Raw genomic sequence first — 14733 nt, 5'->3', positions numbered from 1 at the left:
AACGGTATACTATCGCCACCTATAAATATTGATTGAATGGTCAGTTCCGGACTTGTGAGACCCCTCTCATCCCCCGTTTCAGCCATTGTGCAGCGTCCGACAGTGAGAAGATTCATAAGGGCTGACTGAATAGTCAGTCACAAGATGAGCGAAGAACCGAGACGGAGTGGGTGGCGATGAGCCCGGTGCAGACCCGACGGCGATCGGTCGGGGTATCGGCCCATCGACTCCGCGAACGACTCGCATTCAGTTCGAATAACACGGTCGGAGACGCGGCTCACGGGGACTGGCTCGACGAATGAGCTGGATCGACCGCTTCTCCGAGACGATCATGGCCCACAGTCGGGCCGTGATCGCCATCATGCTCGTTCTCACGGTCTTCATGGGCGCCGGTGCCGGCATGATCGAGCAGTCCTCGTCGCTCGACCAGTTCCAGAGCGATTCGACGGAAGCCCAGAAACTGAGCTACGTGGAGGAGAACTTCACGACAGGACAGGAAAATACGACATCGGCACAAGTGATCGTCAGGGGCGAAAACGTCCTCTCCCAGGAGTCGATGGTCGAACAACTCCGATTGCAACAGTCGTTCCGAGAGAACGAGACGATCAATCGGACGCTCGTCGACGAACAGCCGACGGTCGGCGCGGCGAACCTCGTCGCGCTCGCGTCGCTCTCCGGGGGGCAACAGGCGGCCCAGGAGAACGGCTCGAGTCAACAGCAAGCGACTCAGGAGAACGGCTCGAGTCAACAGCAAGCGACTCAGGAGAACGGCTCGAGTCAACAGCAAGCGACTCAGGAGAACGGCTCGAGTCAACAACAGGCAGCCCAGGAGACCCCCGCGTCGCCCACACTGCAGGACCAGATCGACGCGCTCGAGTCGATGAACGTCACGGAGTACGAACGCGCACTCGGTGCCGTACTGAGTGAGGATTCCGCCGGCCGGATGAGCGGGCTGGCGTTCATGCCGACGAACTACGAGGCGGGTTCGACGAGTGCGAACGCGACGATGCTGCTGGTCACGCACCAGTCCGAGGGCGACAGCGGTCAGGGCGGAATGGCATCCGACGCAATCGTCGACGCACAATTGGCAATGCAGTCCATCGCGAACGACGACGTCGAGGCGAGCGGATCGGAGGTCATCGTCTTCGGCGGCGGAATCATGGGCGAAGAGATCAACAACTCGATGGGCGATAGCCTCGCGATTGTCGGTCCGCTCGCGCTGTTGTTCGTCGTCGTCGCCCTGATCGTCGCGTACCGCGATGTGTTGGATATCCTGCTTGGCCTGTTCGGAATCGCCGCCGTCCTCGTCTGGACGTTCGGCTTCATGGGGTGGGCCGGGATCGACTTCAACCAGATGTTCATCGCGGTCCCGGTTTTGTTAATCGGGCTCTCTATCGACTACGCGATACACATATTCATGCGCCACCGCGAGCAGCGCCAGCACGGTGGTGCATACGGCGACAATGACGCTCGAGGATCGATGCGAGTGGCGCTGGCCGGCGTCGGCATCGCGCTCGTGCTAGTGACTGCGACGACGGCCATCGGATTCCTCTCGAACCTCACGAGCCCGGTCCCGCCGATTCAGGACTTCGGCGTCGTGAGCGCGGTCGGCATCACGGTCGCCCTGCTCGTGTTCAGCACCGTCGTTCCAGCGCTCAAGGCCGAACTCGACGAGTTCCTCGAGAACCGTGGCTACGATCGGAAAAAGCGTGCGTTCGGGACGGGCGGTGGCCGATTCAGTCAGGTGCTCTCGGTCGGCTCGACGGCAGCGCGACGGATCCCGATCGTCATCATCCTGATTGCAGCCCTCGTGAGCGCGGGCGGTGCGTACGGCGCGACGCAAGTCGACACCAGCTTCAATCAGGAGGACTTCATCGCGGAGGACCCGCCTGAATGGACGAAGAACCTCCCCGAGCCGTTCAAGCCCGGCGACTACTCGATGAAAGAAAACCTCGAGTTCGTCAATAAAAACTTCGTCCGGGAGGATTCCCAGGCGCAGATCCTCATCGAGGGCAATGTAACTGATCCCGAGACGTTACAGCGGGTCTCGGACGCCGAAAACGAGACCGCCGACAGCGACGTTGCCGTCACCCTCTCGAGTGGCGAGGCCGACGTCCAGAGTCCCCTCCGGACGATGCAACGGGTTGCCGCCGAGAACGAGTCGTTCAACGCGACGTTCACCGCGGCCGATACGGACGGCGACGGAGTGCCCGATCGGAACCTCGAGCAGGTGTACGACGAACTGTTCGAGGTCGCCCCCGACGAAGCGGCCGCCGTTATTCATCGGACTGATGACGGTGAGGGATCCGACGGATCCCAATCCACGGTGGACGACTCGTCCACCGGTGGTGACTACGAGGCCGTTCGAATGGTCATCTCGACCAGCGGGACGGCCGCCATGAGCGACGTCACGACCGAAATGCGATCCATCGCGGACGGAATCGACGGTAACGGGCTCGAGGCGACCGCAACCGGACAGACGATCCTGTTCGATATCGTGCAAAAGCAGCTGATGGACACGGTCATCCAGAGCCTGCTGATTACGCTCGTGGCCGTCTTCGCCTTCCTGATGATCAGCTACCGGATCAGAGAGGGGAGTGCAACTCTCGGTGCGGTGACGCTACTTCCGGTCGTGTTCAGCGTCTCGTGGATTCTCGGGACGATGTACCTGCTCGAAATACCGTTTAACGTCATGACGGGGATGATCACGAGCCTCACTGTCGGACTCGGCGTCGCCTACAGCATCCACATGAGCGAACGGTACAGCCTGGAACTGAAACGGACGGGATCGGTCTGGGAAGCGATGTCCCGGACGGTCACCGGGACGGGCGGCGCGCTGCTCGGCAGCGCCGCAACGACCGTCGGCGGCTTCGGCGTCCTCGCGTTCGCCATCCTCCCGCCGCTACAGCAGTTCGGGATCATTACCGGGCTGACGATCATCTACGCGTTCCTCGCGAGCGTGCTCGTCCTCCCGAGTCTGCTCGTCGTCTGGACGAAATATCTCGGCCCCGATGTCTCCTTCCAGGCGCCGAGTAGCGATTCGACCGCACCCGCAGCCAGCGACGGCGGGCGGATCGAGGAGTCCGAAACGGAACCCGCTCGTTCTAGCGACTCAGACGACTTGTAGACGCACCACAGACGCCGGTGGTATTTTTCGGTCGATCATACCGTGTACATCTGGGGCCCAGAGATGTGACGACCGGTACTCAGCGCTGAGGTCTTCGTGCGTGAGATCGGTGAGCACCCACCCGACGAAAGACTTCGACGGGTAGTGTCCCTCGTACCGTTAGAACGTTCTACTCAGAAATTGGTACTGAGCACAGTGAATCATCTCGACGAGATTTCTGTCGAGAAATGGCAAGATGCTCTCGACAACGTGGAAAGCAAGAAACCGACACAACGGCTAGTAGCGGCAATAGCGTACAAAAATGGCCTCACGCAGACCGCGCTAGCCGAGTGGTACGACGTTCAACGACGGCCGATCTATAACTGGCTCAAACGACTCGACACCGACGAGTCGCTCGAGCAGGCAGTAACCGATACTCACTGATCTGAGAGAAAACAAAAAGTATCAGAAGATATCAAATCGAATTCGAGGAAGCTGTCCACGAATCACCCGAGGCGGTCGGTTTCGCTGCGACGACGTAGACACCGGTGCTCGTCCAGCAATATATCGACGATATCTATGCCGCGAATACTCGATTCCGAGTTGTCGGCGGCTGCTCAACAAAGCGGGATTGTGCTATCAAAAATGTCGCCTGACAGCCGCTGAATCTGATGTTTACGAGCGAGAACCGTTTCGTGAGGGACCCGAAAAAAGCGGCGGGAAATGGACGCCACAGTAGGCTCTCTCGATCAAACCGAGAGATCCGTCCACGTCGAGCCGCGTGCCACGTTGTTTCCGTGCAGGTCGCGGCCATCTGTCGAATTTTTCGGGCAACGCGGCTGGATGCCTCTCTCGGGCGCGACCACCGGGGACGGTGATCACTTTTTTCTCTCGATCCGAGGTGTATGGTACTGCGGATTACTCAAAACATATCAGTTTTGAATTATACAACGGTACGAAGATAGCTCGGTCGTCGTTCCGGAGGGAGCGCCGTCCGTCCTGGCATCGGTCGTCACTGTCCTCGAGGACCGTGACGACCCTGCATTCGCCACGTTTCCGGCGTGTTCGCCGGAATCGAATTCAGTCGGGCGTGGTGACGATGGCTGCACCCTCCTCTCAGGAATCGGTTCTGACATCCCCAGCGAGTTACTAACAGCGACTGCACCGCGCTTACTCAACTCTAGTTCAGGAGTGAGCAATTATTTCTAACGCATACTATAGACGGCGCTTCGCAGCGGTACGAGTCATTCAGCGGATAGACGGCACCGAGAGTACTGCGTCAGACGGTGCTCCGATGTGCGTTTCGCCCACACTACGTCTCGGTCCGGGGAGCCGTCACCACCGGAGCAGTAGCTTTTTTCCGAAACGAATTCCTAACGGGTTCGGTTCAGTTCAGTTCCGCAGCCGTAATCTGCGTATACTTGTCCGTGATTCCTGATGCGTCTTCGGGGAGCAGTGCGACGATGAGATACGGTGCGTATTCCGAAAAGTAGTCGATGAGGTCGGCGATACGGTCCGAATCGATCGCCTCGAGGGAATCGAGTAGCATGAACGGGACGTGCTGATACACTTCGTGGACGAGATAGCCGGCAAGTGCGACGATCAGGCCGATGACTTCGCGTTCGCTTTCGCTCAGATTCGCGACCGTATCCTCGTATACGGATCCCGTGTCCGACTCTCGGACCAGGTGAAGGTCGAACGTCGAATCCGAGCCGTGACTCCCGCTTTCCGCTTCTTTTCTCTCGATCCAGACCCGGGAGATGTTTCGGTAGTTGAGGATGTCCAGCACTTCATCCATATGCTCGTTGAACTTCGAGACTGATTCGGACTCGAGTTCGGCCACCCGTCCGCGCTCGTAGTTGAGTTCCTGACGGATCTCGTCGAGTTGTTCTTGCAGCGTCGATTTGTCCGGCAACGATTCGATCTCCTCGATTTCGTCTTCAACGGACGCTAGCTCCTGTTGGGTCTGGCCCTGCTCGTACTGTAATTCGCTTATTCGCTCGTACGTCTCCAACAGATCACTGTCGCGTAACTCTTCGGTGTCCGCTACGTTGGTCTCGAGTTCGCTGATCGTTTCGCGTACCGCCTCGGCTTCTTCCTCGAGGGACTCCTTTCGCTCCACTTTCGCCTCGAGTTTCCGTTCGATGTCGTCGAGTTTCCGGTCGAGTTCGGTTCGGTCCTCGATCGCCGCTCGAATCGCTTCCTGTTCGTGCTCCAGTTCGGTGATCCGAGACTCGAGTTCGGTGGATTCGGTCCGCTTTTCCGTAACGACGTTCCGAAGATTCTCCAGCCGATCGGCTATCGCCCCGCGTTCGGCCCGATTTCCGCAGGTCCAGCAGGTGACTTCCTGGTCCGCTTCGGGAGCGAGTTCCGCGACCGGATCGTCGCTGGCCGATTCCTCGGGCAGATTCGAGATGCTGTCAGAGAGAATGTCCTCGTTGAATTCGACGATCGCGGAGAGGTCCGCGGCCGTATTTTCGAGGTCTCGTTTCCGGTTTCTGACCGATCGGAGTTCGTCTTGAACGGTTTCCAGATCGGCCTGAGAGTGTTCGGGAAGTTCGTCGCGCTCAGCGCGGAGTTCCTCGGGCCGCTCCCGGAGGGCCTCGATTTCGGCCGTCATCAGATCGATCTGGTCCGTGAGTTCGCTTCGCTCTTTCCGCCGCTCGTCGAGCTTGTCGACCAACTCCTCGGCTTCCTCCGCCATTTCGGCGTCGGCCTCGTACTGGGTTACCGCCGACCGAAGCGACTCGATCTCCGCCTCGAGCGACTCGAGTTCTGCCGTCAGCGTCTGGCGCTGTTCCTCGAGTGCCGGTAGCTGTTTCGAGCGCCGCTCGACGCGATTGACCGTGTCGGTGAGCTCGTCGCGCTCGCGTTGTAGGCGCTGGATCCGCTGTTCGATCTCGGTCGTATCTACCGGTCGCATGATGAGTTCGCGGAGGTCGTCACCGCGTTCGACCGCCAGACGGGCCGGATTGTTCTCGAGAAGGGAGATGAAGAGATCGATGAGTTCGCTGTTTTCCTCGTACGGTTCACCCGTCACCTGAACGCCGGTTTCCGTGCGGTTGTACCGGCGTGAGTACTCCCGATCACCAATAGTGAGCGTCACGTGGCCCTCGTCCGCGTCGCTCTTGAGCGTGGCGCTCGTTCCACCGAGAACGCCGGTAACCGCTCGAAGCAGACTCGTTCGATTGGTCGCGTTCCGTCCGGTGAGGAGATTGACCCCGCTCTGGAACTCGATAGCGCACGAATCGATTCCACCCATGTTTTCGGCCGCTAACTCGACTGGTACCTCGGCATGCGTGTTCTGTACGGTTCTATTCGAGTGTTCCATTGTTCGTTGTATCACAGCTCACTCATTTATATCCATCGTATGAGGAGTAGTTACGAAAACATTTTTGAACAGAAATCAGGTTTCCTTTGATGACGCCGTTCCGAGCGGGATGGGAATCAAGCTGTAAACTCAGTAAGCGTCTGTCTCCACCCACGACCGACCGGTAAACACGGACTCACGGGTATGGGTATAGTAGCCACTGAAAGTCATTGCATATCTGATCGACCGATAGCTGTACGATCAGTGTGTGAATCGTTTCAGTGGCTACTATAGCTGGTGAGCAGTCTCAGTCCGCACTCGCGAATCCGTCGCGTGTGCCGAAAACGGACGTCACGATAACGTGGTGGGGAACGCTGGAGAGCTATCGGTGATCCAATGGGGTCGTTTCGTCGGCGGAGCAGGCACACGATCCGGACTCGAGTAACTCTCCGAATCGGTACGTCGAACCACAGTCGGAACACGTTAGCTGAATCGTGACGGCGACTTCGGTATCGCGAATCGAGACGATCCCTGCGCTGACGAGCCGCGAGATTGTCTGTTCGACGACTCGAGCACATCTCGTTCGCGCCCATTCGATCGTATTTCGTGCTGATTCGGCCGTGATCTTCGTCGTCCGGGCCGTGTCGATCTGTAGGCAATCGTTGAGGTGGGAACGGACGGTGGGATGCGTGACCCAGTCGGACTCGATCTCTTCGATATCGATTCCGTTCTGTTCGAAGCGTTTTCGGACTCGCGCTTCGCGATCGGCCGGCGCTGTATCGCTCGTCAGCGTTTCATACACCGCTGAGAGGGCGTCGTCGGCGCTAACTGCCCCGTACGCGACGTCCGTTAGATCGGTCTCTACCTCGGCGAGTGCCGTCTCGAGGATCCGCTCGTTGATATACTCCGCGAGCGTCCGAAGGCTCGCATCCGCGACATCGCGTCGGTGCTGGAGTTCTCCGTTCAGTCCGTCGAGATCGTACCGATCAATAGCGCGACCGATTTTGCACGTGCACTGGTGTTCGTTCTTGACCACGTCACTCATTATCATTCCACCTCTGGTTCGACCGCATCACTCATTCTGGCTTCGCCTCCAGATACCTCCCGCGGCCGCCTGAACCCTGACGTGTCATCTCAGGTTGGTCATCGTATATCACGAAGAAAATCGTTTCCCTTCTGATGACTCACGCCCCGTTCGCACAGCACCTGCTTTCCAGTAGTATTGTTGTAAATTACGTCGTCGGTAGCCAGCTCCGTGACGGTTCATTCCGTGGGACGAAACTCACCGATCTATCCACCGCTGTCGACACTCGGTATGTGGCTCCGTTCCCAGTCGGCTTTCCGACCCGACAAATGCGTCGAACGGACTCTCGTCGCGGATCGGGCCACGCGACCGCACCGTGATTCCAGCCACTGTATCGCCGTCATAACTGATGGCTCGAGGAGCAAGAGGCAGTGATCACTCGTGTCGTTCCGTTCGGACTTGATACTCGCGTTCGATACCCGTGAACGGCCCTTCCCTTGGTGACTGATGACAATACACTTCCAAATGGGTAGATGGCTCCGTTCTTCCCAATATTTAGGGTTTGTGATAGTTATCGTAGGATATCGTGTGATAGAGGGCTATGCAACGATAGGGGCCACGTTCCTGTCTGCAGAACGGGATCGAAAACGGGGCCATTCGGAAAGCACCGTTGAGAAGCATATCTGACCCACGGAACTGGTACGGAGAAACTCGTGAGAACGAACTGTATGGTCGATCATGGAGACCGCATTCCGACGCGGGACATCGTACTCAACTTCATGGGGAACAGGACCGGCTTGCACGCACGTAGCCGTGTTCGACGCTCGCTCGAGGCGGCCGGTATCGACCCGGTGAAGCGACGCGAACACGGCGAACCCACCGACGTGATTCTCTACGATCGCCGAGGAAATCGACGCGGCTCTGTATACGCCCACAGCAATAACACGTAGAGTTTAGCATCACCGCGACAATGTCTCACCGATGGCAACCAACCCACTGGCAGACAACGGAGCGATCGTTACCGGCGCGAGTGCGGGAATCGGACGGGAAACGGCTCGCGCACTCGCGTCCGACGGTGCCGACGTCGCACTCGTCGCCCGTCGAGCGGATCGGTTGACGGAACTCGCGGCCGAAATCGAATCCGAGACCGACGCGTCGGCGCTCGTCTGTCCCGCGGACGTGAGCGACGAAGACGAGGTCGAGGCGGCCGTCGAGAAGGCGGTCTCGGAGTTCGGCCGTCTCGACGTGTTGGTAAACAACGCGGGGATCGCGACCGATTCCGAGACGCCCGTCGAGGAGTTCCCCACCGACCAGTATCGGACCGTCATGGGGGTGAACGTCGACGGGATGTTCTACACGGCCCGAGCGGCGATTCCGCACCTCCGTGAGACGAACGGAACGGCGATTTTCGTCGCGAGCTACGCGGGCAAGAATCCCAGTCCTGGCGCGCCGCTGTACGCGGCGACGAAGTGGTGGACCCGCGGATTCGCGAAGAGCCTCGCGGGACAGGTCGGGACGGACGACATCGCCGTCAGCATCGTCAACCCCTCGGAAGTCCGGACGGAGTTCGGCAAGGAATTCCGAGAACAGACCTCGAAGGAACGCTACGAACAGGACGAAGTCACCGGTCCTCGAGCCGTCGCCGACGCGATCGCGTTCGCCGCGCGTCAGGAGACCCCGAACACGGTGAGCGAACTGGACCTGTACCGTCGCGACAAGTTTTCCGGCTAGTCCGTCCCGACGCGACAGCGGGATTCCGTTCTCTATAGAGGACCCAGCGATAGCGCCGCATCGGTGAATCGAACGGTTGTAGACCGATCGGAACGGATTTGGGGATGAGACGGTGGGACCGGACCGTAATTCGGACCACGGTGTATTCTTCCGGAAACGGACGTCATGTCGAGTCGGTCTCTACTGCACTGATTCAGCTGATTAGGCCGCTACACTCACGTGGTCCGCTTTTGGAGGAAATGCTATCTGAAGGAGGAAATAGCGTGCTACCGTTTCACATTTTCGGGGGGTAGTTCGGTAATCAGTTCTAAACTCGCACCGAGTCGAATTAATACAATACTATTGGCACTGTTCCCACACTGCTCAACGTCGGCTTCTCGAGCCGAGCCAACGCTACCCGACTACATCACCCATGACGTTGTCGCAGACGAGAGGGGGGTTCTACTCGGTTTAGAGTACTGTCGATCGGAATAGAGACCGTCCTGCTGCACCCTATTCAATGGTCGTACGCCGTTAGTCGCTCGATTTCGTCGCGCCCGTGGTCGTTTGCCACCAGTTCGTGCGATTGAGCGCCACGAGCAGTCCCGCTGTCAGCGCCATCCCACCGAACGCGAACGCCGCGAGCACGCCGAAGAACAGCGCCGTCGAGAACCCGCCGAGGATGAATCCACCGATCGCAATACTTACCGGACCGATACCGAACTTACCGACGTATGTGTAGCCGTACGAGAGGCCTCGTGCACGTGCGGGTGTGTGGACCGCCACTGCATCTTGGTAGAGGGGTTGGGTGGCAAAGAGGAAGAACCCGAGCACGATACAGTAGAGGACGATGGGCACTAGCCCCATCGACATGATCGGCACGAACGCGAGCGCGAGGACGCAGAGAACGGCGAAAATGGCTATCAGCCCGCGCTCCGACCGGATACGGTCGGTGAGCTTGCCGCCGACGTACTGACCGGCCATTCCGACGACGAGCAGACTGACGTAGATGTAATCGCCGGGTGAGATTCCCTCGAGGTTGGTCGAGAACGTGATATCGCCGATCGCGGGAAGACCGTGAAGGATTTCCGGCAGGTAGGTGAGCATTCCGCGATAGTAGAGCCCTTCGACGGCGATGATGGCGAAGACGACGGCGAACGCGCTCGTGAACAACACCCGCGAGTTCGTCAGGAATTCGCCCAACGACAGGGCGTCGTTTGCCTCGGCGTCCGCCTCGCTTTCTGCGGCAGTCGGATCGAAGTCGGCCTGGAGTCCGTACGCGGCCGCGATGAAGCCCGGAACCGCGAGGATCGCGGCGACGAGTTGCCACTGATCGACGAGGAACAACAGCGTCGCCGCGGCGAACGGGCCGAGGGCGATACCGGCGTTGCCGGCGATCCCGTGCCAGGCGAAGACGGTCCCGCGCTCCTCGACGCCGGTGCTAATGAGTGCGAGTCCGGCGGGGTGGTACACGCTAGCGGTGACGCCCCAGCAGACGAGTCCAACCGCGACTGCGTAAATCGACATCGAGAGAGCGAGCACGAGAAACGAGGCGCTCATGCCGACGAGACAGAGCAGGATCAACCGTTTCGGACCGTATCGATCGACGAGGACGCCGGCGGGAAGTGCGCCCAACCCGAACAGGGCGTATCCGAACGCGACGATGATGCCGGCCAGTGCAACCGAAACGTCGAACTCCGCGAGCCAGACGACGAGGAAGATCGGAATCGACGTCTCGAACCAGTGGACCAGCGAATGGCCTGCCATCGTGAAGCCGGCGATCGACCGATCGTTTGTGTTGAGTCCCATGAGTACGTGGTTATCTTGTCGAACGGGACGCCGCGGGGTCACTTATTGATTGTGAAACGTGTGACAGGCGATCGGATAGACTATCGTCTTACGTCTAGCTGACCCAGTATTCGGCTACATATTTTCCAATCAAACGCGCGTCCGCCGTCGCCCCCTTCAGTCGAACGCCCGCCACAACGACTGTTCCGTTCGCCCACTACAGTCAGTTCGGTCGTCGAACTGGATGAGGGGCCCCGGCTGCTCGCACCGATCGACGAGTCCGACGACGCACTCGAGATTGGGGATCGGATCAGCACTGAGCCGACCGAGTACGACGCTGACTACGACCGGGGGTGGCTCGAGGAGTATCCGTTCTTCGAGGCGAGACTCCTCGAGGAGTGATCGACGCTCCGCTCGAGAGCGACTCGCGGTGATCGAACCGGCTGGGAGTGTTCGAAACGTTGTCTCGCTCACGGTGGTCGCGCGTCTCCGTCGCCGAGCCGAACTGCAAATCTACGCTGAACCGGTGTTCGGTCCCTAGTCCCTGGTGGTTCCAATGGAGTCAGTCCCGTATCGTCCGCCGACGCGCTCGAGGATCGGTTTTCGGAGCTGAATCGCTATCATCACGAAGATAACGGCGACGCAGCCAAGACGCACCATGTCGTCCGGGTAGACCATCGCGAGAACGCCGAGGACGAAGAAGACGGTTTTGACGGGGAATTTGATGAACGGGCTCTCGTGGAAGAACGTCCCGTAGTAGTTGAGGCCGTGAGAAATTCCCAGTGCACCGGCCAGTGCGATGAGTCCCGAGAATAACGTGTCGATACCGAACCCACCGACGACGAGCTCGGGGTTGTAGATGAACGCGAATGGAAGGACGTAGATCGGTGCGGAGATCTTCATGGCTTCGTGGGCCGTCCGCCAGAAGTTACTCTCCGCGATTCCCGTCGCGACGACGACCGCGATCGCAATCGGCGGCGTCAGTCCCGACAGAATCGCAGCGTACAGCACGAAGAAGTGTGCCGCAAGGTCCGGAACGAAGAACTGCTGGACCAGCGCCGGTGCGATCAGCGCCGCGACGATGACGTACGCGGCGACCGTCGGCATCCCCATCCCCAAAACGATCGAAATGACCATCGCGAGGATGACCGCGGTCAACATGACGCCGCCGGAAAGGTCTAGCAGGGCCAGCGAGAGAATTCCCGGAATCCCTGATGCGGTGAAGACGTCAACGACGCCGTTGATAGCGGCGATGATGATCGCGATCGGTGCAAGGATCATCGCCCCTTCTCTGAAGCCAAACGCCGCGTCGCCGAGTAGACTGATGAACTCGGCCACGAGGTCGCCACCCTCCGTCGCCGTCTGGACCAGCGGGAACCCGAAGCCGGTGACGAACATCGCGATGATTGTGTACAGCGCGGCCGTGAGCACCGTGTACTGAAGGACGCCGAGGATGTACACCAGGATGGCGAACGGAATGCCAAACCGGAGACACTGGATGATGAACTCCTTCTGGGACATCTGTTCCTCGAACTGGCTCTCGACGTTGATCTTGGTCGTCTGTCCGCGGAGCTGGCCGATCCCCTTGTAGTGGACGGCGATGGTGACGGACCCATAGAAGATCATCGCGGGAACGATTCCGGCGATGATCACGTCGAGATAGGTGATTCCGAGTAGCGAGGCCATCACGAACGCGGCCGCGCCCATGATCGGGGGCATGATCTGCCCGCCAGTCGAGGCGACGGATTCGATCCCTCCGGCGGTCTCGCCTTTCATTCCCGTCTCCTTCATCAGCGGGATCGTGAACGAACCGGTGATCGCCGTGTTCGCAGCCTGACTGCCGGTAATCGAGCCGATGATGATGCTCGAGGTCACCGCGGAGAGGGCGACGCCCGATCGGACGTAGTTGGCGGATCGGAGGCCGATTCGCATGATGAGGTCGAACGCGCCGAAGCCACGCATCAGCCCTGCGTATAGCAAGAATAGGGCGACCCAGGTCGCGATAATCCTCGAGATAGAGCCGTAGACCCCCTGGAAGTCGAGCACCATGATGCTCATCATCCGTTCGATGCTGAATCCCGCGTGGCGCAGAATTCCCGGCGCGAGGTTCCCGTAGAGTCCGTAGAGGATCACGCCCACGATTACGGCCAGAAACGTGATTCCGTAGGCTCGGTACGACAGGTACAGGATGACGAGGAAGAACGCGATGGCGATTGCGTACTCGTAGCCAAACGCCGTACCGACGCGCACACGCAACAGCTCCCTGTAGTTCACGATCAAGTACACCGTCGTTCCGGCGGTGATGAACGCGGAGAGAGTCAGACCAGCCAATCCCAGTTTGTCACCGTCCTCATACGCTTCGATGAGTTCGTTTCCAAGATAGACGAGCATGACTGATCCAAGAAACGTGACAGTGAATAGAATTCGCTGGATTCCTTGTGTGAACGCGAAGTACAGGATCCATACCCAGGTCAGGATAGCGAGCCCGGTCACTACGTCGTTGGCGATCTCTAGTCGGTTTTTGTCTGCTGTTGAATAAACCATGATAGCGGTGACGGGTTCTGCAGATGTTATTCGTCGCCGCGAGTCCAGCTGTCGTCCCAGACGTCGTTCTCTTCGTACCAGTCCGCGGCTCCCGGGTGGATCGGGATCTCATCGGTGTGAACCAGCGCGAACGTGAAGTTCTCCGGATCAGACCAGTCGAGGATCGTCGGATTCGCCTCCTGCATCGACTCGTAGTTATTGTGGCAGATCTCCATCAGGTCGTAGACGGCGTCCGCGGAGATGTCCGGACTGAAGTAGTACGGGTAGGTCTCCGTCCACGTGTGCTTCGGGAAGTCACCGCCCTGAACGTCCTGCTCCCAGCCGCCGATCTCGTCGATTTCTTCGTAGCCAGCGCCTGCGAAGTCCTGTGCTGCTTGCACGTAATCGTCGGTCATCTCGATCGCCCGAACAGAGACGCGCGAGTCGATCTCCGTCGCCCACGAGGGCAGTTGGCTGTAGTTCGAGGTGTACACGATGAACGCCTCGGCCCGCCCTTCGTCGAGTGCGCTGGCCGCTTGGCTCGTCTCCACGTTGACGACGTTCTCTTCGAGGCCTTCCCAGAGACCCGCTTCGCCGTACATCTCTTCGGTCATCGCACGTAGTCCCCAGCTAGCGGGGAGACAGTAGACGTCCCTCCCGGCGAGGTCGTCGGTAGTCTGGATATCGCTGTCTTCCAGTGCCATCCAGTAGAGGTTCAGCGAGAGGTGACCAAATCCTAACTGTGGAAACTCCGAAACGGGTTCATCGGAGAACGGACCCGTCTCCGTGAGCGCCTGGTTCATGATGTAGTTTCCCGCGGAGTAGGAGTTGATCTCCCCGTCAGCGTACAGTCGGATGGATTGGGGGTCACCGCCCGCGTCCTGCGTAATGAAATTCAGGTAGTCCGATTCCTGACTCACTACCCGCTGAATCGCCTGCGAGTTACCGTACGTCGACGAACCGGATGACGACGAACCGACTGTCAGATCGACCTGATCCCCACCGTCGCCACCGAGACAGCCGGCGATCGAAATCGCCCCGATTCCAGCAGTTCCCCGTAGCACGTTCCTGCGTGTCTGCCTGTCATTCCCAAACATCGTTATGCATTATATCGCTTATATTATTTAAAGCTTCTCTCGAACTCCCATCGTGTTCAGTATCAGTCACGAGAAGCTAGATGAAAGCCTATAATTACTATCTCATTCGGACAAGGTTGTAAATACGCCTGAACAGCGCGAACACCGTGAAATTTCGATACTAGCACCGGTCTAT

The 14733-nt window shown here is 59.0% G+C and carries 8 protein-coding genes and 1 pseudogene; 4 read left to right on the top strand and 5 right to left on the bottom strand.

Annotated elements, in window-relative coordinates; genetic code table 11:
- Positions 1–298: 298 nt before the first annotated feature.
- Complete coding sequence (locus ACEWFR_RS11755; RefSeq protein WP_374061204.1) at positions 299–3127, top strand: RND family transporter; 2829 nt, start codon at positions 299–301, stop codon at positions 3125–3127.
- Between the two features lie 195 nt (positions 3128–3322).
- Positions 3323–4315, top strand: a pseudogene (locus tag ACEWFR_RS11750) (winged helix-turn-helix domain-containing protein).
- Positions 4316–4493: 178 nt separating this feature from the next.
- Here the strand turns inward: ACEWFR_RS11750 and ACEWFR_RS11745 are convergent.
- Together ACEWFR_RS11745 and rdfA are read right to left on the bottom strand one after the other, a co-directional pair.
- The gene (locus tag ACEWFR_RS11745) at positions 4494–6368 is read right to left on the bottom strand and encodes an archaea-specific SMC-related protein (RefSeq protein WP_374061203.1); all 1875 of its coding nucleotides are present in this window, start codon (positions 6366–6368) and stop codon (positions 4494–4496) included.
- 430 nt (positions 6369–6798) lie between these two features.
- On the bottom strand, positions 6799–7461 hold the full coding sequence (gene rdfA, locus ACEWFR_RS11740; protein ID WP_374061202.1) for a rod-determining factor RdfA: 663 nt from the start codon (positions 7459–7461) through the stop codon (positions 6799–6801).
- A 707-nt stretch (positions 7462–8168) separates the two neighbouring features.
- Between rdfA and ACEWFR_RS11735 the strand changes: the two genes are divergently transcribed.
- Complete coding sequence (locus ACEWFR_RS11735; RefSeq protein WP_374061201.1) at positions 8169–8390, top strand: hypothetical protein; 222 nt, start codon at positions 8169–8171, stop codon at positions 8388–8390.
- Between the two features lie 31 nt (positions 8391–8421).
- On the top strand, positions 8422–9171 hold the full coding sequence (locus ACEWFR_RS11730; protein ID WP_374061200.1) for an SDR family oxidoreductase: 750 nt from the start codon (positions 8422–8424) through the stop codon (positions 9169–9171).
- A gap of 513 nt (positions 9172–9684) precedes the next feature.
- Here the strand turns inward: ACEWFR_RS11730 and ACEWFR_RS11725 are convergent.
- From ACEWFR_RS11725 to ACEWFR_RS11715, 3 genes are all read right to left on the bottom strand, one after another.
- Complete coding sequence (locus tag ACEWFR_RS11725) at positions 9685–10959, bottom strand: MFS transporter (protein ID WP_374061199.1); 1275 nt, start codon at positions 10957–10959, stop codon at positions 9685–9687.
- A gap of 516 nt (positions 10960–11475) precedes the next feature.
- On the bottom strand, positions 11476–13482 hold the full coding sequence (locus tag ACEWFR_RS11720; RefSeq protein WP_374061198.1) for a TRAP transporter permease: 2007 nt from the start codon (positions 13480–13482) through the stop codon (positions 11476–11478).
- A 26-nt stretch (positions 13483–13508) separates the two neighbouring features.
- Positions 13509–14558 (bottom strand): TAXI family TRAP transporter solute-binding subunit, encoded by a 1050-nt coding sequence (locus tag ACEWFR_RS11715; protein WP_374061197.1) that lies wholly within the window; start codon positions 14556–14558, stop codon positions 13509–13511.
- Between the last annotated feature and the right edge of the window lie 175 nt (positions 14559–14733).

Origin of the sequence: Natrinema sp. H-ect4, from assembly GCF_041894845.1 — an archaeon.
Lineage (GTDB): Archaea > Halobacteriota > Halobacteria > Halobacteriales > Natrialbaceae > Natrinema.
This window is presented reverse-complemented; position numbering and strand designations above follow the sequence as displayed.